The following is a 22,648-nucleotide window of genomic DNA, read 5'->3' on the forward strand; positions in this document are numbered from 1 at the left end:
CGCTCCTCTGCGTCTGTGCGGGCTGTTGCTTCTGTGACCTTACGCAGCGGGCCACAGTTCGGCTCCGTGATCCGCGGCACGGGCGGCGATCCGGTCCAGCAGCTCCGCCACCGGCACCGCCCCCGGACGCCTCCCGCCCCGCAGCCGTACGGCCACCACCGCGCCCTCCGCCTCCCGCTCCCCGATCACCGCCTGGTACGGCACCGGCCGCGCGGCCCGGTGGGCAGGGCCGGCGGGGTGGCGATTAACCCGGACGGACCGCCGCGCTGGTCGGCCGGCGGTGGCGGTGGTGCCGTGAGAGGGAGCACGCACCTCCGCGGTGCCGGGATCCGGGACGCCCTCGCACCCGGCCGCACCCCGCCCCGCGGACCCGATCCGGTGCGCACCGGCCACTCCAGGAGGCACCTCCGATGACCCGCCGTCCCCTCCTCGCCTCCGCCCTCGCCGTCACCGGACTGGTCGCCGCCAGCTCCTGCGCCACCCTCGGACTGGAGCACCCGCCGACCGCCCGGCCCGCCCCGCCCACCGTCGAGCGGTCCTCGGCCCGGCCCACCGCGCCGGTCGCCTCCCCCGTCCTCACCGACGCGCAGGCGCACGCCGCGCTCATCACCGACACCGACCTCGGCGAACCCTGGACCCCGACCCGCTCCCTCGCCACCTGGCGGGACGGCATGCTCAAGGCCACCGCGACGATCGCGGACTGCCAGAAACTCCTCGACGGCCTCTACAGCGACGAACTGCTCGGCGCCCCGCCCCGCGCGGTCGTCGCCCTCGACGACGCCGACACCGGCGCCCAGCTCCGCTACCAGCTCACCGACCGGCGGCCCGCCGACGTCGACCGCACCCTCGCCTGGCTGAAGACGCTGCCGCGCGAGTGCGCCCGCTTCACCGCCAAGGCCCCGGACGGCACGGTCCTCGACGCCACCGTCACCGAGCAGCCGCTGCCCGAGGTGGGCGACGTCCGCCAGGGCCTGCGCGTCGTCCTCACCAACTGGAACACCGACGGCGACCCGGTGGCCCTCGCCCTCGACGTCGCCACCGTCCGCGCGGGCCAGGACACCTTCACCCTCACCAACGGCGGCCTCACCGACGTCCCCAACGAGGCCACCCAGGCAGCGGTCCAACTGGGCGTGCAACGCCTCACGGAGGTACGCAAGCAGGGGCGGGTGCAGGTGTAGGGACGCGGCCGGTCGGCCGACCTCGCGCCGGCCCGCCGCCAGGGCCGGGGCGGGCGACCACGCCCCGCCCGACGCTTCGACGGGTCACGCGCCCCTGCCCGGTCACGCGCCCCGCCGGGCGGGTGACCCAGGGGCGGAGGCGGGCGGCCGGTTCCGTCCGGGGGCGGGAAGCCCATCCGAGGGTGGCGACCACGACGGAGGCCCCGCCTCGCCCCCCCTGCCCGGCCGGGTGGTCGCAGGGAGGGCGGGGGCCGGGGTGGGTCGGTCGTGGTGGTTCGGGGGCGCTCGGAGAGGGGCGGCGGGTGTTCTTCAGTCCGGGTCGAACCGGGTCGTGCCGCCGACGATCTCCCGGGCCATGTCCGTGACCGTGCGCCCCTCCGCGAAGGCGTGGGCGCGGAGGAGGGCGAGGGCCTCGTCGGGGTGGACTCCCCGCTGGGCCATGACCATGCCGATCGCCTGGTGCACGCCGTCGTGGCCGGTGGCCAGCGGGCTCAGCCAGACGTCGTCGCCGTACCGGCCGGCGTCCTCGCCGCGGGGCAGGGCCATGATGGCCACCGTCACCACGTCCGCCACCAGCCGTGCCGTGCGGACGTCGTCGGCGGCCAGCTCCCCGGGGACGTCCCGGTAGAGGTCCAGGGTGCCCACGCACACCGCCCGGTCGCCCAGCGGCAGCGCGTACACCGCCCGGACCCCGGCGGCGGCCGCCTGCTGGGCGAACACCGGCCAGCGCGACGCGTCCCGGCCCGCCGTGAGGTCGGCCGCGAACACCGGCGCACCCGTCTCCGCGGCCCACAGGCAGGGTCCGTCACCCAGGGTGGCCTGCATCTCCATCAGGTGCGCGGCCCGCTCGCTGCTCGCGCTCACCGGTACGGGCATCCCCTCGCCGCGCAGCGACACGCTGGCGCCGATCACCGGCAGCAGCCGTACCGCCGCCGAGCACAGCCGCTCGGGTACGTCCCGGGGTTCCGCCCCGCGCACTTCCTGGGCGATCACCTCGGCAGCCCGTTCCCGGTTCCGGTCGGTCATGGCGATCACCTCCGTCCGCGGGTGTCGGATCCCTCCTGGCCCGCCGGGTACCGCCCTCGCGGCCACCGGAAACCGGCCGGGCCCACGCCTTCTCGTACGGGCCCGCGGGCTGCTCGGCCCGCGGGACCGTCAGCGCGTCCGGAACCGACGGCCGGCCCGAATCCGCGGGCCGGGGGCCCTTCGGGGAGCCGGAGGCCGGTCACCGTCGCCCGCGTGTCGGCGGGCGACGGGTACGCCTCGCGGACCCGGCCCCCGGCCGATCCCGGCCCCGGCGGCGCCGTCGGCCGCGGGTCGGGCGAGCCGGCGAGCCGGGTGACACACCAGGTGCCGTCGGCGGCGTGGGTGACGAGGCCGGTCCCACGCCCCACGCGGCCGCTGAAACGGTGGCCGCTACAGCGGTGGCTGCGCGGGTGCCGGCCCCAGGGTCGTCGTACCCGGCGCCGTACGGTGGCCCAGGCCCGTGCGGTACGCGTCCAGCGCGGCCTCCACCCGGCCGGTGCGGCGCAGCAGGTCGCCGAGGAGGCGGCACAGGTCGGCGAGGTCGCCGACGGCGCCCGCACGCTCCAGCAGGCTCAGGGCCCGGACGTAGTGCTCCTCGGCGGAGTCGGTGTCGCGGGCGTCCTCGGCGATGATGCCGAGCAGGCGGTGGGCGCCGGCCGCGTGCATGGCGCCGCGCTCCGAGGAGAGGTCGCCGAGCACCCCGTGCAGCAGGGCGGCGGCCTCCTCGGACTTGCCGCGGCGGTGCAGGACGTCGGCCAGCTCGACGGCGACCTGGCTGATGTAGAGGGCAGCGCGCTGGGCCGAGAGCATGGCCTGGGCCTGCCGCAACTCGTCCTCGGCACGCTCCAGTTGGTTGTTCTGGGCGTAGACGTACCCGCGCATCCAGTGGCAGTTGGCGAGTTCGGTGCGCAGATGGAGCTGGCGGTACAGCTCGGCGGCCTTGGCGAGGGAGGCGTCGGCCTCGGCGAGGCGGCCCTCCGCGAGGAGGGTGCGGGCCACCGAGCGGTGCATCCGGGCGACGAGAGCCGGATCGCCGACCTGGGGCGCGAGGGCGAGGGCGAACTCGGCGGCCTGGGCGGCACGGGCCTGGGCACCCATGTCCATGTAGGGGCCGATGACGGAGGCGTAGAGCAGCAGGAGCGCGTCGGGGTCGTGCAGGCCACCGCGGTTCAGCTCGTCGAGGGTGGACTCCAGCAGGTAGACGGCGTACCGGAGTTCTCCCGTGAGGTAGTGGGCGACGGCCCGGCCGCGGAGGGCGGGGACGCGGGCCGGGAGCGGCGCGTGCGCGAGGCACCGCTCCGCCCGCTCGAAGTGCCGGCGGGCCGTCTCCAGCTCACCGGTGTCGATGCCGCACTCCCCGAGCCCCAGCAGGGCGGTGGCCTGCTCCTCCACGAGGCCGTGTTCCTCGGCCTCCGCGAGCAGCTCCGCGTACTGCCGTGCCGCCTGCTCGGCCTCCCCGGTGGCCAGGGCACGCTGGGCCTCGGTGAGGCGTAGCCGCAGAGCGGTGACGAGCCGGGCGGAGCGGCCGGTGGCCAGCTCCTCGAAGTCCACGCCGAGCCGCTCCGCGATGTGCTTGAGCGCCTCATCGGAGGGCCGCACCCGGCCGGCCTCCAGGGTCGAGACATAGGCGGGGGTGTAGGTCGGCTCGGCCAACTGGCGCTGGGTCAGCCCCTGTTCCGTCCGCATCCGCTGCACCCGGCGCCCGATGACCTCCGGTTCGTCCCGCTCACCCACGGCCCGCAACACCCCAACTCCCCCTGAGCCCCTTGCCGTTCGGCTCGCGGAGCCTCTAGGTTAAACGGCGTGTTAAGCATGCTTAATACACCGTTGACGTCATGGCCGCCGACGTTGTCGCTTTTTGTCCACTGTCACTTCGGGTCCAGTGTCACTTCGGGTCCAGTGTCACTTCGGGTCCAGTGTCACTTCGGGTCCAGTGTCATCGCGTCCACCGTCATTCCGTGTCCACCGTCATTCCGTGTCCGCCGTCACTTCGGACCGCTGTCGCCGCCGAACGTTGCGAGGTCGCCGTGCAGGAACGCCCATCCGCACCCTACGGGCGCCCCTCCCCGCGGTACGCGAGAGCCGTGACGGCGGCCGTCATCGCGGTGGCGGCGCTGATCACCGCCGCCAACGCGGTCCCGGCCCGCGCCACGGACACCCCCCGCCCGTCGGCCGGCGTGGAGCGGACCGGCCGGTGACGGGCGGGCGCGCGCCGGACGGCCGGGCGCCCCGAGGCGGGGACGGGAGACCCTGAGGGTTGTGCCATGGCCCGGCAGGGATCGCGGGACCGGCCCCGGCAGGGATGACGGGACGACCCTCAGCCCTGCGTCTGGAGTTGGCGGAGCTGCTCGCGGACGTGGTCCAGGGCGCCCTGCCGACGGCCCGGGACCCGGCCGCGCAGATCCGCGAGCGCCGGCCCGAGATCGCGGGCCCTGCTCCGGTCCGCGATGCGCCCCCACTGGTGGTGGGCCCGGTCCACGGCCGCCTCGACCGGCACCGCGTCGACCGGTTGCCCCGCGGCCAGCCGGGCCGCCGCGACCGCCATCCACGTACGGCAGCTGCGCTCGGCGTCCCCCGCGAACATCGCCAGGTCCGCCCGCACCTCGGACCAGTGCAGGGCCTCCTCCGACCCGTCCCCGTGGGCGACCAGCGCGGCCTGCTCCCAGCGGGCGGCGAGAGCGTCGGCGGCGCGGTGATCACCGGCCTGGACGGCCGCCGTGATACTCGCGTGGGGGTCGTCCGCCCGCCCGTCCTGGTGCGCCCGCTGCCGGGGAGCCTGCGGACGAGGCCCGTCCGGGGCCACGAGCGGGGGCCCTGGGGCACCACCGGGGGCGGGAGGGAGGGGAGGGAAGGGAGCGGCGGGGACGAAACCCCTCGGGGCCCCAGCACCCAGCGGCACACCGGCCACACCGGCCACACCGGTCACACCGGTCACACCGGTCACACCGGTCACACCGGTCACACCGGCACCCGAGCGCACATCCCCGACACGGGCACCGGCACCGGCACCCGCACCCGCACCCGCACCCGACAGCACCAGATCCCCCACCTCCCCCTCTCCCGCGATCCGCGCCAGCGCCATCTGATGCAACTGCTCCAGCCCCGGCCGTCCCCCGCTCCGCAACACGGTCGCGACCGCCTTCATGTACGTGGGCGCCGCCATCCGCCGCCGCCCCACCGGAGGCGCGATCCGCCCGTACACGGCGACCCCCGCCCCGCACTCCAGCCCCCGCCCGCGCAGCCACCCCCACGCCTCGGCGTCCGCGTGCAGGTCGAGCAGCAGCGTCGTCGTCCCGGCGGCCCGCAGCCGCAGCTCCTCACGGAACCAGTGCCAGGGGAAACCGGTGTAGCGGACGGTCGACGGGGTCGTGCGGGCCAGCGCCAGATGCGGCAGCCGCTGCTTGCGGTCGAGCTGGACCTGACCGGTGATGAACACGGTCAGCGGTCCGGGGGCCGCCGCGGCGGCCCGCAGCCGGGTCAGCACGGCCTGCGGCTCCAGCGGATCGGCGAGTTCGACGACGTTCGCCGTGTCGGTGCCGGCCAGGACGGCGGGCGGCACGGCTGCGAGCACGGGGAGCACGGAGGCCGCGTCCACCAGGCACCCCTTGCCCACGGGTGAGGCCGCGAGGAGCAGCACGGTTCCGGGCATGGTCCCTCCCCCTGTCGATCACGTACGTCAGCACGGTAACCGCTGCCGCCGCGGACGGGGACCTCAGGCCCGCAAACGTCCCCGTACGGGCCCTTCGTCACCGTCCGGGCCGGTCCCGTCCGGGCCGGTCCCGCCCTGCGCACGTCCCGCCCTCCGCACGCCCCGCGCCACCGGCACTCCCGGCGGCGCTCCACCCGCTCCCCGCCCGCCGCCGCCGTACCGCGAAGACCGTCGTGTCGTCGATGAGGCGGCCGTCGCAGTGCCGCAGGGTGCGGTCCCGGACGTATCCGACCAGGCGGCCGGGTTCGACGATGCGCGGGTCGCGGGCCAGGCCGTCGGCGACGTCGTCGGCGAGCGGATAGAAGACGCCGGCGCAGTCCCGCGCCTCGGTGACGCCGTCGGTGACGAGCAGCAGCGTCTCCTCGGGGCCGACGGCGGCGCGCAGCACCGGCGGCGGGCCGCCGGGGGCGAGTTCGGCGAGGCCGAGCGGGAGTCCGCCGCCGTGCGGCAGCGCCCGTACCCCGCCCGGACCGACGGCGAGCGGCGCCTCGTGTCCGAACCCGACGACCTCGACCACCCCGTTCCCGCCGTCGGGGAAGCCCAGCAGGACCGCCGTGGCGAACCGGTCCCCGTCGGCGCGGCCGAGGGCGACGGTGTGGACGCGGTGGCGCCGCATGCGGATCTCCAGCCGTTCGGCGACCGTCGCGAGGTCCGCCTCGTGGTAGGCGGCCTCCCGGAAGGTGCCGAGGAGCGCGGCCGCCGCCTCCACCGCGCCCAGCCCCTTGCCCTGTACGTCGCCGAGGAGCACGCGGGTGCCGTGCGGTCCGGGCTGGATGTCGTAGAAGTCGCCGCCGACGCGGGCGTCGGCGTCGGCGGCCAGGTAGACCGCGGCGTGGTCGAGGCCGCCCCAGCCGGGCGGCAGCGGACGCAGCACCGTGCGGCGGGTGGTCTCGGCGATGTGCCGCATGTGCAGCATCCGCCGCTCGCCGCGCACCCGGAGCGCGGCGGCCAGGACGGAGAGCACCCCGCCGACCAGGACGAGGACGAAGTCGGCCGGACCCTCCCGGTACTGCGAGGGCCAGGCGGCGTCCGCGCCGACGTAGGTGACGAGCGCCAGCACGGCGAACAGGACCGTCACCCACACCCCGCACAGCGCCGCGGCGAGCGCGGCGACGAACACGCACCAGGAGACGATGCGGAACTCTCCGCTGGTGTTGAAGTCGACGACGGCGATGGTGACCAGCGTCAGCAGCGGCACCAGCCAGGTCACGCTGTGGCCGCGGAACTGAAGCAGCTTCTGGCGCTCCGGCACGTCCCGGCGCCGGGCGCGCGGGTCTCGCGCGAGCAGCCCCTGGCCCCCTCGGTCGCTCACCGTCCCAGCCAAACACGCCCGCACACGGGCCGCATCCCGGTCCACGCCCCGCACGGGCCACCCCCCACCGACTTGCCGCCGCCCGTGGCCAGGTGTGCCCTGGAAGCGGGGGTCGAGGAGAGAGGAGTGCTCCCATGGCTCACGCGGCACCCACACCGGGCATGCGGACACCGGCCCTGACCGGATCCGGTACGGACCACCTGCCCGACGTCTTCGACGAACGGACCCACCTGGTCGCGAGGTGGGCGGTGCCCGTCACGCTCGGGCTCGTCTACGGCTACTGGGCGGCTGCCAACCGGCGCAGCGGCGGTCCCGTCACCGGCTGGAACATCCTGTTCGGCTTCGTGGCGGCGCTCGCGTTCGCCGCGCTGTACGTCGCGATCCGCGCGGTGGCCCCGCGTCTGCGGCGGGAAGCGCACGCCCTGCTGTGGGCGCTGTTCGCCGGCTGCGCGATCGGTTTCCTCGTCAACCAGAGCGGGGCGAGCGTGCTGTACTCCGCGAGCGTCTCGCTGGCGGCCGCGGCGGGCCTCTTCGCGGCGATGTTCTACCGCTACTCCACGCACGGTGAAGCGGCGGGACACCGCGCCGGGTAGCTCCGCCCCCTGCCGCGCGTGGGCCCCGGCGATGGTCGCCGGGGCCCACGGCTCTCCTGATCCCGGAACATCCGGGCCCCGCCCGCCCACCACCACCCGACCGACCGTCCCGCTCGGCCCGCCCGCCCACCACCACCCCACTGACCGTCCCCACTCGGCCCGCCCGCCCATCGCCACCCGACTGGCCATCGCCACCCGCCCGCCCACCGCCACCCGACTGGCCGTCCCCGCTCGCGCGTCCGGCCCGTACGCCCTTGCCTGGAGGCGTGTCCCGACGTCCGCGGACCGCCGTGTCGGCCGCCCTGATCGCCCTGTCCTGCCTCCTGATGCCCTTCGGCGCACTGGCGGCGTGGGCGGCGTACGGCCTCACGGACACCGGCCGGTACGTCACCGCCATGGCGCCGCTCGCCGCCGACCCGGCCGTACGGGACGCCGTGGTCGACACGGTCGGCGACGGCATCCTGCGCAGGGCGGCGGTCGAACGCGGCCCGCTGCCGCCCGAGATCGCCCCCTTCGTGCGGGACGCGCTGCGCTCCTTCACCCACACCCGCGCCTACCGCACCGCGTGGGACGCGGGCAACGAGGCCGCGCACACCGCCGTGATGTCGGCCCTGCGCGACGACCGCGCCCACGAGGTCACCGTCGACCTGGCACCGGTGGCCGCCCGTGTCCGCGCCCAGCTGGTCGCCGACCGGGTGCCGTTCGCCGACCGGGTCCCGCTCGCGCACACCCGCGTCGCACTGCTCCCGGCCGATGAACTGGCCACCCTCCGGAAGGGCTGTCACGTGCTCGACCTCGCCGGTTTCTGGCTGCCCCTGGCCGCCGTCGTCCTGGCCGTGTCCGGCATCGCCGTCGCGGCGTGCCGCCGCCGCGCCCTCACCGCGGCGGCACTGGGCACGGCCCTGGGCGGCGCGTTCCTCGGCCTCGCGATCGCCGTCGCCCGCCACCTCACCCTCACGGACCTGCGCGACCCGTCCCGCCGCCCCGCCGCGGCCGCCGTCTACGACGCCCTGACGGCCACCCTGCGCACGGCGTCCTGGTTCCTGCTGGGCGTCGGCCTGGCGGTGGCCGCGGGGATGTGGCTCACCCGGTACGTGCGGGTGGGCCGCCTGATCCGCCGCCGGGCGGCTCCGACTCCCCTGCCAGCCACGCCAGTCGCCGCAGCGCCCGCTCCAACTCCCCCTCCGCCGCGGACGCCAGGCCGAGTCTGACCGCGTCCGGGGTGCGGTGCGGGTCGACGGTGAAGGCGGTGCCGGGGGTGACGGCGATGCCGTGCGCGGCGGCAGCGGCCGTGAAGGTGTCGGCCCGCCACGGTGCCGGCAGTTCCCACCAGGCGAAATAGGCGTGCGGGTCGGTCCGTAGGGAGAACCCGCCCAGGTGGGCCGCGAGGATCCGCTGCCGCCGGGCGGCGTCCGCCCGCTTCGCCGCCACCAGCCGCTCCACCGTCCCGTCCCCGGCCCACCGCACGGCCGCCTCCAGCGCGAACCTCCCCGCGCTCCACCCCCCGGACCGCACGGCGTCGGCCACCGCCTCCACCCGGTCCGGCGGTACGACGAGGAAGCCGGCCGTCAGCCCCGGCGCGACCCGCTTGGACAGGCCGTCGACGACGTGGGCCAGGCCGGGCGCGTGGGCGGCGAGCGGGGTGGCGTCCGGCCGGAGGAAGGACCAGATGCGGTCCTCGACGACGGGCAGCGCCAGGTCCACCACCGTACGGGCCAGTTCGTGCGCGCGGGTCCCGGTCATGGTCAGCGAGGTCGGGTTGTGCAGGACCGGCTGGACGTACAGGGCGGAGAGGGGAGCGGCGCGGTGCGCGGCGCGCAGGGCGTCCGGCCGCAGCCCCTCGCCGTCGCCGGCGACCGGCACGAGCACGATCCCCAGCCGCCCGGCGATCTCCTTGACCAGCGGATACGTCAGCTCCTCCACGCCGACGCGGCCACCGGGCCGGGCCAGGGAGGCGAGCGCTGCGGCGATGGCCTGGCGGGCGTTGCCCGTGAAGAAGAGCTGGGCGGGCTCCGGGCGCCAGCCGGGAACGGCGAGCAGCCGGGCCGCGGCGGCGCGGGCGACGGCGGTGCCGTCGGCCGCGGCGGGGCGCATCGCCTCGGACAGCACGTCGGCCCGCAGCAGCGGCGCGAGTCCGGACGCGAGCAGCTCCGACTGCCCCGGCGCGGTCGGGTAGTTGAGTTCGAGGTTGACCGGCGCGGCGGTGGCCGGTTCGACCAGGGCACGCCCCTGGGGGAGGGACGGTGCCGCCCGCACGAAGGTTCCCCGGCCGACCTCGCCCACCACCAGTCCGCGCCGCACCAGTTCGCCGTAGACGCGACCGGCCGTCGACGGGGCGATCCGCTGGGCGCGGGCGAACCGCCGCTGCGGCGGCAGTCGTTGCCCCGGTACGAGCCGCCCGCGCGCGATGTCGTCGGCGAGGCGATCGGCGATCAGCCGGTAGTCGCTCACGGTGGCTCCTGCCCTCCCCTTCCCGGCATTGCACCGAGGGCAAAGATCTTATTGCACCGAGGAGTGGGGCGGACCTAGGGTCGACGCATGGCACCCTTCCTCGCATACGAGGACAAAGGCGCGGATACCGACGGACGTATCCCCCTGGTCCTCGTCCACGGCCACCCCTTCGACCACACGATGTGGGCGCCTCAACTGGAGACCTTCGCTCCCACGCGCCGCGTCATCGCCCCCGACCTGCGCGGCTACGGCGCCTCTCCGGTCACCCCCGGCACCACCCTCCTCTCCCGCTTCGCCGAGGACATCGAGGACCTCCTCGACGACCTGGAGGTGGACACCTTCGTCCTGGCCGGAGTGTCGATGGGCGGCCAGATCGCGATGGAGTGCCAGGCCCGCCTCGGCGACCGCGTCCGGGGCCTGGTCCTCGCGGACACCTTCGCCGAACCGGAGACCCCCACCGGCCGGACCGCCCGCAACACCCTCGCCGACCGCCTCCTCACCGAGGGCATGCACGGCTACGCCCACGAGGTCCTCCTCAAGATGGTCGCCCCGCACGCCCCGCCCGCCGTCAAGGCCCACGTGCACCGCATGATGACGTCCACCCACCCCGAGGGCGCCGCCGCGGCCCTCCGCGGCCGGGCCGAACGCCCCGACTACCGGCCCGCCCTCCGCCGCGTCACCGTCCCCGCCCTCGTCGTCGTCGGCGCGGACGACGAGTTCACCCCCGTCCACGACGCGGAGACCCTGCACGCCCTGCTCCCCGACTCGACCCTGCGGGTGATCGACCACTGCGGCCACCTGCCCAACCTGGAGCGTCCGGCGGAGTTCGACGCGGTGCTGGCGGAGTTCCTGGAGCGGGTGGACGGGGGCTGACCCGCCGCCCCGACCCGGCGGGCGACACGTCCGACGCCCCGGCAAACCCTTGGCCCGCCGGCCGTCCCCACCTCTACCGTCACCGCATGAACGAGACGACGACCACGACGACGACCCTGTGGCGGCCCACCGGACCCGAGGAGCTGGCCCTGGTGGAGGCCTCAGGGTGGCGGGCGTGGCCGCCGCGGCTGCCCGAGCAGCCGATCTTCTATCCCGTCCTGAACGAGGACTACGCGATCCGCATCGCCCGCGACTGGAACGTCCCGGCGTCCGGGGTCGGCTACGTCACGAGGTTCGAGGTGCGCAGCGACTTCCTCACGCGGTATCCGGTGCGGCAGGCCGGTGGGGAGAGCATCCTTGAGCTGTGGGTACCGGCGGAGGAGCTGGATGAGTTCAACGCGCACATCGTCGGGACCATCGACGTCGTACGGGAGTTCCGCTGACGTGCCGCGAGGGCGCGGGCGGGTGTTCGGGGCCCGGTGCGCCGGGCTGCTGTTCGCCGGGGTGAGCGCCGTCGTCGCCTGCCGGGCGGCCGACACCGACGCCCGCACGCCGGTTCCCCAACTGCTCGCCTTCCTGCCCTGGCTGCTCGTGCCCACCGGGGCCGCACTGCTGCTGTCGCTGCTCGCCCGCTGGTGGACCGGGCTGGTGTGGGGCGTCGTCGTGCTCGGACTGCTCGCCTGGTTCATCGAGCCGTACGGCAACGCCGACGAACCCGGGGGCCTCGCCGTCGCCCGGCTGCGGGTGCTCGCCTCCAACGTGGAGTTCGGCGGGGCGACGGACGCCCTCGTCACCGCCGTACGCCGGGAGAGACCGGACGTGGTCTTCGTGTCGGAGTGCGAGTACGGCTGCCAGGCCACCGTGCGGCGGGAACTCGGGGAGGCGTTGCCGTACCGGCGGGCCGTCGAGGGGGACACCTCCGTCGGGTCCGTCGTCCTCAGCCGCTTCCCGCTGACGCCCGCCCCGCCCGTGCCCGGCCGGATGGGCATGCCCGGTGCCGTCGCCGACGTCGACGGGCGGCCCGTACGGCTCCAGCTCGCGCACCCGAAGCCGCCGCTGCCCCGCCAGGTCGCCCTGTGGAAACGGGAACTGGGGCGGCTGCGGGACTTCGCCGACGACCACCGCGACGACGGGCCGCTCATCCTCGCCGGCGACTTCAACGCCTCCCAGGACCACGCCGCGTTCCGCCGGATCCTCGACACCGGGCTGCGCGACGCCGCCCGCCTCGCGGGCAGCCCGCGCGAGCCGAGCTGGCCAGCCCGCACCACCCCCGTCCTCGGCACCCAGATCGACCACGTCCTCGTCTCCGGGGAGTTCTCCGCGAGCCGCGCCCGCTTCCTCGACCTGCCCGGCACCGACCACCGCTCGCTGCTCGTCGACGTCACCCTCCACCGGCCCCGATGAGCCGCACGGCGGGGTGCCCATAATGAGGCCATGTCCCGCGAGCTTCCCATCGGCCTCACCCCTCCCGACTGGCTGGTGCGGAACCTGCGGCCCCAGCAGGCCCCCGTCAACAAGCCCGCCGTCGCCCGCGCCGCGCTCGCCATGGCGCTGCCCCTGCTGGCCGGACTGGCGCTCGGGCAGCCCGCGTACGGGGCGATCGCCTCCATGGGCGCCCTGTCCGGTGTCATCGGCGACACCGCCGACGCCTACCGCCTGCGCATCCTCAACATCGCGATCCCGCAGGCCTTCGGGGCCGTCGGCATCACCCTCGGCGCGGCCGTGTACGGCCACGGCTGGCTCGCGGTGGCCGCCGTCACCGCCGTCGCGCTCGTCTCCGGGATGATCTCGACGATCGGCGCCGTCGCCTCGGTGTCCGGGCTGCTGCTGCTCCTCAACTCCGTCGTCGGCGCGGGCCTGCCGATGCCGGGCGCCTGGTGGCTCGCGCCCGTCCTGATGACCGGCGGTGGCCTCCTCGTCCTGCTCCTGGCCCTGCTGGCCTGGCCACTGCGCTCCGGCGTCCCCGAACGCGCCGCCGTGGCCGGCACCTACCGCACGGTCGCCACCCTCCTCGCCGCCTCCGGCGACCCCACCCCCGGCGCCTACGAGGAAGCCCGGTACGCCGTCACCCGGTCCCTGAACCAGGCGTACGACCTCGTCCTCGCCCACCGCGCCCGCCACCACGGCCGCAGCCCCGAACTCACCCGGCTGCTCGCCCAGCTGAACGCGATCACCCCGGTCGTCGAGGTCGCTCCCGCCGCCCACCTCGCCGGCCGGCCGCTCCCGCCCGAGGTCCCCGCGGCCGTACGGCATCTCGCGCAGGCCGTGCTGACCGGCTTCACCGGACCCCTGCGGCTCGACCTGCCGACGCCCGCCGAGGAGACCGGCCGGGCCGTCGACCACGCCCTGCGCCACACCGCCGAGGTCGTCGCCGCCCCCGACGTCGATCCGTCGGGCCTCGTCGACCGGCTCGGCCGCCCCGCCGCGCTCCGTGTCCGCGCCGCCCGAGCGGCTCACGACGTGATGCTCTCCGCCGCCTCCTGGCGCTACGGGCTGCGCCTCGCCCTGTGCATCGGCCTCGCCCAGGTCCTCGTGTCGATCGTCCCCGTGCCCCGCTCCTACTGGGTCGCCCTGACGATCACCTTCGTCCTCAAGCCCGACTTCGGCTCCGTCTTCTCCCGCGCCCTGCTGCGCGCCCTCGGCACGGTCGCCGGCCTCGTCGTCGCGGCGGCGGTCCTCTCCCAGGTCCCGCGGGGCTGGTGGGACGTACTGGTGATGCTCCTGCTGGCCCCGCTGATCCCCGCCCTCACCCCGCGCGGCTACGGCTACCAGACCGCGGCGATCACCCCCGTGATCCTGCTCCTCTCCGACGTCCTCAACCACCAGGGCACGGCCCTGCTCCTGCCCCGCCTGGTGGACTCCCTCGTCGGCTGCGCGATCGCCCTGGTCGCCGGCTACCTGCTGTGGCCGGAGTCCTGGCACACGCGCGTCGGCGACCGCCTCGCCGACGCCGTCGCCGACACGGCCCGCTACGCCGAGTCCGCCTTCGGCGGCCACATCGACCCCCCGGCCCGCGCCCGGATGCGCCGCCGCCTCTACCGCGACCTCTCCGTCGTCCGTACGGAGTTCCAGCGCGCCCTGACCGAACCGCCGCCCACCGGCGCGCGGGCCGCAGCCTGGTGGCCCCTGGTCGTCGCCGTCGAACGGATCGTGGACGCGACGACGGCGGCCCGGGTCCGTGTGAAGCACGGAGCAGAGCCGCCGTCCGAGGCGGAGATCACCCATGTCGCCCGGCAACTGCGCGAACTGGCGCGGGGCCTGCGGGACACCGACGTCCTCCACCCCGTCCGCACGGACCTCACGGGCCCGTCGGACAGCGTGCTGGAGCCGCTCCGCCAGGAGGTGGCGGCCGCGCGGACGATCGCCTCGCCGCACCGGCCGTGACCCCCTCGCGGCGACGCCCTCAGACGCCGATGTCCGCGCCGTCCGCGCGCCACACCGACACGACCGCCGGACGGACGATCCTGCCGGGCCCGTCGGGCCAGGTGCTGCGGGGGTTCTCGACGGAGGCGCCGTCCAGCTCGCCCGGATGCTGCACGGCCACCAGCACGCGCCGCTCCTGGATGAGCGGACCGCAGGTCTCGGCGCCGGTCGGCACGGTCAGGAACTGCTTCAGCTCACCGCGCCGCGCACCGCGGGTGGCGACCCCGAACAGACCGTCGTGCGAGCCGAGCTGCGAGCCGTCCGTGGAGATCCACAGGTTGCCGTGCGGGTCGAAGGCCACGTTGTCCGGGCAGGAGATCGGGCTGACGGCGTCCTTCGGGAAGCCCGCGAAGTACGTCGCCGGATCCGCCGGGTCGCCGGCCACGAGGAACAGCGACCAGCCGAACCTCGTCGACTCGGGCCGGTTCCAGCGCTCGGTCAGCTCCAGGACGTGCCCGTGCTTGTTGGCGTTGCGCGGGTTGGCCTCGTCCGCCTTCGCGTTGGCGCCGACCCCCCGGTTGGTGTTGTTGGTGAGGGCCACGTACACCTTGCCGGTGACCGGGTTGGGCTCGATGTCCTCGGGGCGGTCCATCTTCGTCGCGCCGACCTTGTCACCGGCGAGCCGCGTGAAGACGAACACCTCCTCGGCGGTCATGCCCTCGACGTGCGACACCGCGCCCTTCGCGGTGGCCGTCGCCAGCGGGATCCACTCGCCGCCGCCGTCGAACTCGCCGTCGGACGGCAGCCTGCCCGTGCCGTCGGTCTCGATAGCGGGGGAGTCACCGGTGAGCCGGGCGACGTACAGCGTGCCCTCGTCGAGCAGGGAGAGGTTGTGCTCGCGCACCGACCGGCCGCCGCCGTGCCGCATCCGCTTGCTGCCGACGAACTTGTAGAAGTAGTCGAAGCGCTCGTCGTCACCGGAGTAGACGACGGGACGGCCGTCGTGCGTGAGCCGGACGGTCGCCGCCTCGTGCTTGAACCGCCCGAGCGCGGTGTGCTTGCGGGGCGTGGACGACGGGTCGTACGGGTCGAACTCGACGACGTACCCGAACCGGTGGACCTCGTTCGGTTCCTGCGCGACGTCGAAACGGCGGTCGAACCGCTCCCACTTGCGCTCGGTGGCGCCGGTACCGATCCCGTAACGCTTGTCCGTCGCCCGGCCGCTGTTGGCGAAGTACTGGTTGAAGTTCTCCTCGCCGTGCAGCGTGGTGCCCCAGGGGGTGGTGCCGCCGGAGCAGTTGTTGAGCGTGCCGTACACCTTGGTGCCGGTCGGGTCGGCGGAGGTCTTCAGCAGGTCCGACCCGGCGGCGGGCCCGGTCAGCCGGAACTCGGTGGTGGCGGTGACCCGCCGGTTCAGGTGGTGGCGCGGAACGGCGACGAGCCTGCCGGTCCTGCGGTCGCCCTCGACGACGACCGCGGAGAGCCCGTGCGCGGCCCACGCGACCTCCACCTGCCGCCGGGTGGGGTTGGCGGCGTCGTAGCCCCGGAACATGAGCACCTCGTCGGTGTACTCGTGGTTCGCGACGAGCAGCTGCCGGTTCCGCTCGCCCGGCAGCGGCAGCAGCGCCAGGAAGTCGTTGTTGTACCCGAACTGGCCCGCCTGGGCGGCCGCGGTCTGGTTCTCCGGGTCGAAGGCCGGCGCACCGCGCAGGATGGGCTCACCCCAGCGGATCACGACGTTCTGGGTGTATCCGTCCGGTACGACGACGGCGTCGACGGTGTTCGGCGCGACGCTGCCGTAGCGCAGCCCGCGAGCCCCGGAAGCCGTCACCGGCTTGGACGGCCTGGACGGTTCGGACGGCGTCGACGGCTTCCCGTGCTCGACGGTGGCCGCCGCGGCGGGCCGCGCCCCCGCGACACCGGCCGCACCTGCGGTCCCCGCCACGGTGACGACGGCGGCGGCGCGCATCATGGAACGGCGGCTGAGGGCCCCCGCGATGACGTCACCGACGTACTCGTTGTCGCTGGTGTTGGGCACCTCGTGGAAGCAGGCGTCACCACACCGGAAACGACAGGTCATGGCGGAACGTCCGCCCGGATGCGACTGGGACGGCGTTCCGATCAGCGGCAACAGCTTGCGCACCTTTAATCTCCCCTTGCGTGCCCTTGGTGTGAGCGTGACGGTAGGGGCACATTTGTGCGGAGGCACTGACACTGAGTGAACGGCGGGTGAATCCCCGGCTGCCACAAGGGTGTTCCCCGAGCCGGGAGGCGGTGTTGACACACCTGCCGTACGCCTACTCACCCCTGCCGAAGATCACCCTCAGGGGCCGCTAACCTTACGTGTCCGTCCTGGCCAGGGATTGACGGGAACAACTCACGCGAAGGGTTGCGCACATGGGCATTCTCACTCTCCTGCGGAACGCATTCGGCCGTTCACGCAAGGAGCGGACCGCAGAGGCGGAGGGTGCGGCAGGGATTCCTTCGCAGACGGAACCCACGAACCACCCCGAGCCGCAGCCGACCACGGCGACCCCCACCACGGTCGCCCCCACCCCCCCGACCGAGCCGACGACGGCCCACGTACCGGAGCCCCGCACGGCGGCGGAAGAACACGAACTGGTGGCAGCGGCCTTCGACAAGATCACGGTCAAGGACCCGACCCCGCAACCGACCACCGCCGACACCGCCGACACCGCCGCCGACGCCGAGGAGCCGGTCGCAACGGAGACGCCTGCCGCGGTTGAGGAGCCTGCCGCGACAGAGAAGCCGGCCGCGGTTGAGGAGCCGGTCGCGGTTGAGGAGCCGGTCGCCGCTGAGGAACCGGCCGCTACGGAGACGCCTGCCGCGGTCGCCGCTGAGGAACCGGCTGCGGTCGAGGAGCCGGTCGCCGCTGAGGAACCGGCTGCGGTCGAGGAGCCGGTCGCCGCTGAGGAACCGGCTGCGGTCGAGGAGCCGAGGACGGCTGAGGAGCCGGTCACTCCCGTCACGGAGGCGGCCGCACCTGAGGTGGAGGAGCCCGTCACCGAGACGCCCGCCCCCGAGGTGGAGCCCGTCGCCGAGGACCCGACCGAGGCCGTGACCGAGCCGGTCACGGAGGAGCCGGAGGCCGCTGAGAAGCCCGAGACGGAGGCCGAGGCCGAGGTTGAGGCCGCCGAGCCCGAGGCCGCCGATGGCGAGGACGCCCCACAGGGGCCACCCGCAGCCGACGACGAGACCCGCACGGGTGGTGCGGGTGGGAACACCCCCGCCGAGGGCGAAGCCGAGGCGGACGACACCCCCGACCCGGCGGAGCCGCCCGCCGAGGGCGAAGCCGAGGCGGACGACACCCCGCCCCCCCACCTCCGTACCGCCCACAAGGCAGCCGCGGCCACCCTCGCCAAGCTGAACCTCACCGGCACCGCCGCAGACGTCTACCTCGTCCTGGACCGCTCCGCGTCCATGCGCGCGTACTACAAGGACGGCTCCGTCCAGGCTCTGGCCGACCAGACCCTGGCCCTCGCCGCCCACCTGACCCGGAGCCGGAACCAGCCCCCCACGGTCCACGTCGTCTTCTTCTCGACCGAGCTGGACGGCACCGCCGACCTCACCCTCGCCGACCCCGAGAACAAGATCGACGACCTGCACGCGGGGCTGGGCCGCATGGGCCGTACCAGCTACCACGCCGCCGTCGAGGCGGTCGTGACGCACCACGAGAAGCACGCCGCGTCCCCCGAGTCCCCCGCGCTGGTGGTCTTCCAGACGGACGGCGCCCCGGACGCCAAGACCCCCGCCACCCAGTCCCTCGCGGACGCGGCGGAGAAGCACCCCACCCTCTTCTTCTCCTTCGTCGCCTTCGGTGAGCACGACAACAAGGCGTTCGACTACCTCCGCAAGCTGAAGACCGGCAACACCGCGTTCTTCCACGCGGGCCCGACCCCCCGGGAGCTGACCGACCAGGAGCTGTACGAGGGGGTACTGGCCACCTGGCGCCCGTAGCCCCTGCCGCTGCCCGGCCGGAGCCCCGGCTCCCACGCCGCCCGCTTCTCATCCCGTAAAACGGGAAGCGGGCGGCGTACCCGTGTCGGCTACGATTTCCAGGTTCCGTACATAGCAACCTGGGAGCAGCCCCCGATGGCTCGACACCTCATCACCAGCGCCCTTCCGTACATCAACGGAATCAAGCACCTGGGCAACATGGTGGGGTCCATGCTCCCGGCGGACGTGTACTCCCGGTACCTCCGCCAGCGCGGCCACGACGTGCTGTACATCTGCGCGACGGACGAGCACGGCACGCCGGCCGAGCTGGCCGCGAAGGAGCAGGGTCTCCCCGTGGCCGAGTTCTGCGCGCAGGCCCACGACGCGCAGAAGGCGGTCTACGACGGCTTCAGCCTGGCCTTCGACCACTTCGGCCGCAGCTCGTCCCCGCAGAACCGCGAGATCACGCAGGAGATCGCGCGCGAGCTGAAGGCGAACGGCTTCATCGAGGAGCGGGCGATCCGCCAGGTGTACTCGAACACCGACGGCCGTTTCCTCCCCGACCGCTACATCATCGGCACGTGTCCGCACTGCGGGTACGACAAGGCCCGCGGTGACCAGTGCGAGAACTGCACGCGCGTCCTCGACCCCACGGACCTCATCGAGCCCCGCTCGGCGATCAGCGGCAGCAGCGATCTGGAGATCCGCGAGACCAAGCACCTCTTCCTCCTCCAGTCCGCGCTCGCGGGCGAGGTCGAGGCGTGGGTCGACGAGCGCGCCGACAACTGGCCGGTGCTCGCGTCCTCGATCGCCCGCAAGTGGCTCACCGAGGGCCTGCACGACCGGGCGATCACCCGTGACCTGGACTGGGGCGTGCCGGTCCCGGCCGACACCTGGCCGGACCTGGCGGCGGACGGCAAGGTCTTCTACGTCTGGTTCGACGCCCCGATCGAGTACATCGGCTCGACGAAGGAGTGGGCGGACCAGGACCCGGAGAACCGCGACTGGCGTTCCTGGTGGTGGGAGTCGGACGCGGACGTCCACTACACGCAGTTCATGGGCAAGGACAACGTCCCCTTCCACAGCGTGATGTTCCCGGCCACCCAGCTGGGCACCCGCTCGCCGTGGAAGCGGGTCGACGTCATCAAGGCCTTCAACTGGCTGAACTACTACGGCGGCAAGTTCTCCACCTCGCAGCGGCGCGGCGTGTTCACGCACGACGCCCTGGAGATCCTGCCCGCCGACTACTGGCGCTACTTCATGATGGCCAACGCCCCCGAGTCGGACGACTCGTCCTTCACCTGGGAGCACTTCACGGCCACGGTCAACAAGGACCTCGCCGACACCCTAGGCAACTTCGTCAACCGCGTCCTGTCGTTCTCCAGGAAGCGGTTCGGCGACGAGGTCCCGGCGGGCAGCGCGCCCGGCGAGGCGGAGGCGAGGCTCGGCACGGAGATCGCGCGGCTCCTCGCCGAGTACGAGCAGCAGATGGAGGCCCTCCAGTTCCGCAAGGCGGCCGCCGCGCTGCGCGCGCTGTGGTCGGCGGGCAACTCCTACCTGGAGGAGAAGGCCCCCTGGCTGGAGATCAAGACCGACAAGGACGCCGCGGCCCTCACGCTGCGCACGGCGATGAACCTGATCCACCTGTACGCGGTGGTCTCGGAGCCGTTCATCCCGGCGACGGCGAAGGTGATGCGCGAGGCGTTCGCCCTCGCCGACGATGCGGCGACCTGGGTCACCGAGGCGGAGGCGAAGGCCCTGAGCGCGGTCCCGGCCGGCACCCCCTTCACGGTCCCGCCGGTCCTCTTCGCCAAGCTGACGGAGGACGACCTCGCCGCGTACAAGGAGCGTTTCGGCGGCGCCGACGAGTGACACGCCGTGCGGGGGGAGGGGCGGCCCCGTCCCTCCCCCCGCACGGGGCCCCGGCTTCGGCATGTTCTCGCCAAGCCGTATGGTTTCCGCCATGGCAGTCCCCGAGGTCATCCCGATCGCCTACGAGCCGAAGCACCGCACCGAGTCCATCGGTCGGTACGCGGACGGTCAGTTCCTCGCATCGGTCACGTACGCGTTCCCGCAGGGCTTCCGTCTCGACGACGGCTGGGAAGAGCACAAACGCCTCTACACCGTGCTGCACACCTTCGATGCCGAGGGCCGCTACCGGAACTCGGACATCTGGTGCGCCGGCACCTGGGCGCAGCAGCAGAGCAACCCGCACGGCGACGACTCGGTCCTCCACCGCGCCCGCGCCCGGCTGGCCACCCTCCTGCGCAGCCTGCCCCGGCGCTCCTACACGGACATCGCCGTCCACCCCTTCCAACTCACCTACGAGAACGTCCTGTTCGGGCTCGTGATCCGCAAGGACGAGGAGGACGACGAGGACTGGGCGGAGCTGTACCCGGATCAGCTGGGCTTCGGCGCCCCGTGGGACGGCACGTACGACACCTGACGGGCCACCCGCACGACGCGGCCACGCAACTGCCGGCATCGCGACGGCGTCCCCCACAGCGACACCGATGACAACCAGTGGGGGATCTCATGGCGCTGTTCGGCAACGCGCACACGATCGACTCGGGGACGGCCCAGCAGGACTACGCGCGGCTGCTCGGGCAGGGCGAGCGCGTGCATGCCGCGTACCTGCTGATCCGCGACACGATCCTGTTCACCGACCGGCGGCTGCTGCTGGTCGACAAGCAGGGGATCACCGGGAAGAAGGTGGAGTACCACTCCGTCCCGTACCGCAGCATCACCCACTTCGCGGTCGAGACCGCCGGCACCTTCGACCTCGACGCCGAACTGAAGATCTGGGTGTCGGGCACGCCCACGCCGATCCAGAAGACGTTCACCAAGGGCGTGGACATCTACGAGGTCCAGGCGATCCTCACGCAGTTCGTCACGCAGTAGCGGTGCCGCCCGACGGCTGCTGCCGCCGCAGGCCGACGCGCCCCGTCCCCGGTGACCACCAGGTGCGGGGCGTGTGCCGTTGCCGAGTCAGCGTTCCGAGGCGTACGCCACGAAGTCCGCCCACGCAGTGGGCGCGAGCGCCAACCGGGGGCCGTCGGTGTTCTTGGAGTCGCGGACGTGCACGGTGCCGGGAGTGAGGGCAAGCTCGACGCAGGAGTTGCCGTCATTGCCACCGCTGTAGCTGCTCTTGAACCACGCCAGCTCGGAAAGGTCCCCGGCAGTGGTCTTGCGGATCATGTCTCTCCCAGCAGTTGCTCGACGAAGGCCAGTGACTCCCGTGGTGAGAGCGCCTGAGCCCGGATGGTGCCATACCGCAGCTCAAGGATGCGCAGATGTTTGAGTTCGGAGATCGTCCGGCCGTTGAACGCACCGTCGGAGCGCCCCACGGCCGTACCGTCCGGAAACTTCAGCAGCTCGATCCGGCCGTCCAGGCCGGAGTGGGTGTCGCAGTCCATCGGCATCACCTGAAGCACGACATTGTGCGCCCGCCCCACTTCCAGCAGACGTTCAAGCTGCTGACGCCACACCATTCTGCCCCCGATGGGGCGCCGCAAGACCCCCTCTTCGAGGACGAAACTGAGCGCCGGCGCGGGTGAGCGCTCGAAGACCGACTGCCGGGCCAAGCGAGCGGCCACCATGCGTTCCACATCGTCCGGCGAGTAGGGCGGCTGCGCCGCCCCGATCACCGATCGCGCGTGTTCCGGCGTCTGCAACAGCCCAGGCACGACGTGGCACTCGTACAGCGCGATCTCGACCGCCTTGCCCTCCAGCTTCCCCAGCTCTCGAACCTTCTTCGGATACCGGACCTTCTTCACGTCCTCCCAGGCCGCCGCGAGGAGTCCGCCCGCGCCGAGCACCTCGTCGGCCTTGTCCAGGTACTCCTGCCGGGGGATCCGCTTCCCGCCCTCGACCTTGTAGACCAGGTCCTCCCCGTACCCGACCGCCACCGCGAAGTCGGCGGCCCGCATCCCCACCGACTCCCGCCGCAGCCGCAACTGCCTGCCCACCGTGGCGAGTACGGCCACGCCCCACTCGTCGTCCGGGTCCACCTCCCACCCCGGCTCGTCCGCCTCGGTCCGGAGCCGTACCGCCTCGCCGTCCACCGACATACCGCACCCCTCTGTCGTACCGCCGTGCCGTGACGCCCTTACCCGCGGGCCCGTTACCGACGGTCCGGACAAGGGCCGACAAGCTCCGGACAGTCACCCTACGTATCAGCGCAGTC

The 22,648-nt window shown here is 73.8% G+C and carries 18 protein-coding genes and 1 pseudogene; 10 read left to right on the top strand and 9 right to left on the bottom strand.

Features of this window, described 5'->3' with window-relative positions:
- Positions 1 to 39: 39 nt before the first annotated feature.
- Positions 40 to 231, bottom strand: a pseudogene (locus tag ACFYO5_RS26020) (His/Gly/Thr/Pro-type tRNA ligase C-terminal domain-containing protein); the annotation flags it as partial.
- Positions 232 to 410: 179 nt separating this feature from the next.
- Between ACFYO5_RS26020 and ACFYO5_RS26025 the strand changes: the two are divergent.
- Positions 411 to 1,178: a hypothetical protein gene (locus ACFYO5_RS26025; protein WP_388712981.1), complete on the top strand. Its 768-nt coding sequence runs from the start codon at positions 411 to 413 to the stop codon at positions 1,176 to 1,178.
- A gap of 309 nt (positions 1,179 to 1,487) precedes the next feature.
- Here the strand turns inward: ACFYO5_RS26025 and ACFYO5_RS26030 are convergent, their stop codons facing one another.
- The 4 genes from ACFYO5_RS26030 to ACFYO5_RS26045 all read right to left on the bottom strand — a co-directional run bounded on the left by ACFYO5_RS26030 (position 1,488) and on the right by ACFYO5_RS26045 (position 7,225).
- The gene (locus tag ACFYO5_RS26030) at positions 1,488 to 2,204 is read right to left on the bottom strand and encodes a GAF and ANTAR domain-containing protein (RefSeq protein WP_388712983.1); all 717 of its coding nucleotides are present in this window, start codon (positions 2,202 to 2,204) and stop codon (positions 1,488 to 1,490) included.
- A 390-nt stretch (positions 2,205 to 2,594) separates the two neighbouring features.
- Entirely contained in the window at positions 2,595 to 3,938 is a 1,344-nt protein-coding gene (locus ACFYO5_RS26035; protein ID WP_388712986.1) for a helix-turn-helix domain-containing protein, read from the bottom strand.
- A 583-nt stretch (positions 3,939 to 4,521) separates the two neighbouring features.
- Entirely contained in the window at positions 4,522 to 5,853 is a 1,332-nt protein-coding gene (locus ACFYO5_RS26040; protein ID WP_388712989.1) for a hypothetical protein, read from the bottom strand.
- A gap of 97 nt (positions 5,854 to 5,950) precedes the next feature.
- Entirely contained in the window at positions 5,951 to 7,225 is a 1,275-nt protein-coding gene (locus ACFYO5_RS26045) for a PP2C family protein-serine/threonine phosphatase (RefSeq protein ID WP_388712992.1), read from the bottom strand.
- A gap of 134 nt (positions 7,226 to 7,359) precedes the next feature.
- Here ACFYO5_RS26045 and ACFYO5_RS26050 point away from each other — a divergent pair, with 134 nt between their 5' ends.
- Positions 7,360 to 7,818, top strand: a complete 459-nt coding sequence (locus tag ACFYO5_RS26050) for a hypothetical protein (RefSeq protein ID WP_388712995.1) — start codon at positions 7,360 to 7,362, stop codon at positions 7,816 to 7,818.
- Between the two features lie 1,083 nt (positions 7,819 to 8,901).
- On the opposite strand, the gene ACFYO5_RS26055 is transcribed toward ACFYO5_RS26050, so the two are convergent.
- Positions 8,902 to 10,269 (bottom strand): PLP-dependent aminotransferase family protein, encoded by a 1,368-nt coding sequence (locus ACFYO5_RS26055; RefSeq protein ID WP_388712998.1) that lies wholly within the window; start codon positions 10,267 to 10,269, stop codon positions 8,902 to 8,904.
- Positions 10,270 to 10,356: 87 nt separating this feature from the next.
- Between ACFYO5_RS26055 and ACFYO5_RS26060 the strand changes: the two genes are divergently transcribed.
- The 4 genes from ACFYO5_RS26060 (at position 10,357) to ACFYO5_RS26075 (ending at position 14,526) form a co-directional block, all read left to right on the top strand.
- A complete protein-coding gene (locus ACFYO5_RS26060) occupies positions 10,357 to 11,142 on the top strand; it encodes an alpha/beta fold hydrolase (RefSeq protein ID WP_388713001.1) in 786 nt (261 codons plus the stop codon).
- Positions 11,143 to 11,228: 86 nt separating this feature from the next.
- Complete coding sequence (locus tag ACFYO5_RS26065) at positions 11,229 to 11,585, top strand: hypothetical protein (protein ID WP_356560943.1); 357 nt, start codon at positions 11,229 to 11,231, stop codon at positions 11,583 to 11,585.
- Positions 11,530 to 12,546, top strand: coding sequence for an endonuclease/exonuclease/phosphatase family protein (locus ACFYO5_RS26070; RefSeq protein ID WP_356560945.1), 1,017 nt, complete (start codon positions 11,530 to 11,532; stop codon positions 12,544 to 12,546). Before ACFYO5_RS26065 ends, ACFYO5_RS26070 begins: the two co-directional genes overlap by 56 nt.
- A gap of 30 nt (positions 12,547 to 12,576) precedes the next feature.
- Positions 12,577 to 14,526, top strand: coding sequence for an FUSC family protein (locus ACFYO5_RS26075; protein WP_388713005.1), 1,950 nt, complete (start codon positions 12,577 to 12,579; stop codon positions 14,524 to 14,526).
- Positions 14,527 to 14,545: 19 nt separating this feature from the next.
- On the opposite strand, the gene ACFYO5_RS26080 is transcribed toward ACFYO5_RS26075, so the two are convergent.
- Positions 14,546 to 16,648, bottom strand: coding sequence for a PhoX family protein (locus ACFYO5_RS26080; protein ID WP_388713008.1), 2,103 nt, complete (start codon positions 16,646 to 16,648; stop codon positions 14,546 to 14,548).
- Positions 16,649 to 16,902: 254 nt separating this feature from the next.
- Here ACFYO5_RS26080 and ACFYO5_RS26085 point away from each other — a divergent pair, with 254 nt between their 5' ends.
- The 4 genes from ACFYO5_RS26085 to ACFYO5_RS26100 all read left to right on the top strand — a co-directional run bounded on the left by ACFYO5_RS26085 (position 16,903) and on the right by ACFYO5_RS26100 (position 21,363).
- A complete protein-coding gene (locus tag ACFYO5_RS26085) occupies positions 16,903 to 18,483 on the top strand; it encodes a VWA domain-containing protein (protein ID WP_388713011.1) in 1,581 nt (526 codons plus the stop codon).
- 135 nt (positions 18,484 to 18,618) lie between these two features.
- Complete coding sequence (gene metG, locus ACFYO5_RS26090; RefSeq protein WP_388713014.1) at positions 18,619 to 20,334, top strand: methionine--tRNA ligase; 1,716 nt, start codon at positions 18,619 to 18,621, stop codon at positions 20,332 to 20,334.
- A 91-nt stretch (positions 20,335 to 20,425) separates the two neighbouring features.
- Positions 20,426 to 20,908 (top strand): hypothetical protein, encoded by a 483-nt coding sequence (locus ACFYO5_RS26095; RefSeq protein WP_388713017.1) that lies wholly within the window; start codon positions 20,426 to 20,428, stop codon positions 20,906 to 20,908.
- A gap of 89 nt (positions 20,909 to 20,997) precedes the next feature.
- On the top strand, positions 20,998 to 21,363 hold the full coding sequence (locus tag ACFYO5_RS26100; protein WP_356561202.1) for a PH domain-containing protein: 366 nt from the start codon (positions 20,998 to 21,000) through the stop codon (positions 21,361 to 21,363).
- Between the two features lie 87 nt (positions 21,364 to 21,450).
- On the opposite strand, the gene ACFYO5_RS26105 is transcribed toward ACFYO5_RS26100, so the two are convergent.
- Both ACFYO5_RS26105 and ACFYO5_RS26110 read right to left on the bottom strand, forming a co-directional pair.
- Complete coding sequence (locus tag ACFYO5_RS26105) at positions 21,451 to 21,660, bottom strand: DUF397 domain-containing protein (RefSeq protein WP_388713020.1); 210 nt, start codon at positions 21,658 to 21,660, stop codon at positions 21,451 to 21,453.
- Positions 21,657 to 22,532, bottom strand: a complete 876-nt coding sequence (locus ACFYO5_RS26110) for a helix-turn-helix domain-containing protein (RefSeq protein ID WP_388713023.1) — start codon at positions 22,530 to 22,532, stop codon at positions 21,657 to 21,659. Before ACFYO5_RS26110 ends, ACFYO5_RS26105 begins: the two co-directional genes overlap by 4 nt.
- Positions 22,533 to 22,648 lie beyond the last annotated feature (116 nt).

Origin of the sequence: Streptomyces sp. NPDC006259, from assembly GCF_042870975.1 — a bacterium.
Taxonomy (GTDB): domain Bacteria; phylum Actinomycetota; class Actinomycetes; order Streptomycetales; family Streptomycetaceae; genus Streptomyces.

Coding starts and splice junctions, on each gene's coding strand:
- ACFYO5_RS26100 (WP_356561202.1), top strand. CDS start 20,998: ATGGCGCTGTTCGGCAACGCGCACACGATCGACTCGGGGACGGCCCAG.
- ACFYO5_RS26040 (WP_388712989.1), bottom strand. CDS start 5,853: ATGCCCGGAACCGTGCTGCTCCTCGCGGCCTCACCCGTGGGCAAGGGG.
- ACFYO5_RS26050 (WP_388712995.1), top strand. CDS start 7,360: ATGGCTCACGCGGCACCCACACCGGGCATGCGGACACCGGCCCTGACC.
- ACFYO5_RS26110 (WP_388713023.1), bottom strand. CDS start 22,532: ATGTCGGTGGACGGCGAGGCGGTACGGCTCCGGACCGAGGCGGACGAG.
- ACFYO5_RS26065 (WP_356560943.1), top strand. CDS start 11,229: ATGAACGAGACGACGACCACGACGACGACCCTGTGGCGGCCCACCGGA.
- ACFYO5_RS26075 (WP_388713005.1), top strand. CDS start 12,577: ATGTCCCGCGAGCTTCCCATCGGCCTCACCCCTCCCGACTGGCTGGTG.
- ACFYO5_RS26105 (WP_388713020.1), bottom strand. CDS start 21,660: ATGATCCGCAAGACCACTGCCGGGGACCTTTCCGAGCTGGCGTGGTTC.
- ACFYO5_RS26070 (WP_356560945.1), top strand. CDS start 11,530: ATGAGTTCAACGCGCACATCGTCGGGACCATCGACGTCGTACGGGAGT.
- ACFYO5_RS26060 (WP_388713001.1), top strand. CDS start 10,357: ATGGCACCCTTCCTCGCATACGAGGACAAAGGCGCGGATACCGACGGA.
- ACFYO5_RS26085 (WP_388713011.1), top strand. CDS start 16,903: ATGGGCATTCTCACTCTCCTGCGGAACGCATTCGGCCGTTCACGCAAG.
- ACFYO5_RS26025 (WP_388712981.1), top strand. CDS start 411: ATGACCCGCCGTCCCCTCCTCGCCTCCGCCCTCGCCGTCACCGGACTG.
- ACFYO5_RS26030 (WP_388712983.1), bottom strand. CDS start 2,204: ATGACCGACCGGAACCGGGAACGGGCTGCCGAGGTGATCGCCCAGGAA.
- metG (WP_388713014.1), top strand. CDS start 18,619: ATGGCTCGACACCTCATCACCAGCGCCCTTCCGTACATCAACGGAATC.
- ACFYO5_RS26095 (WP_388713017.1), top strand. CDS start 20,426: ATGGCAGTCCCCGAGGTCATCCCGATCGCCTACGAGCCGAAGCACCGC.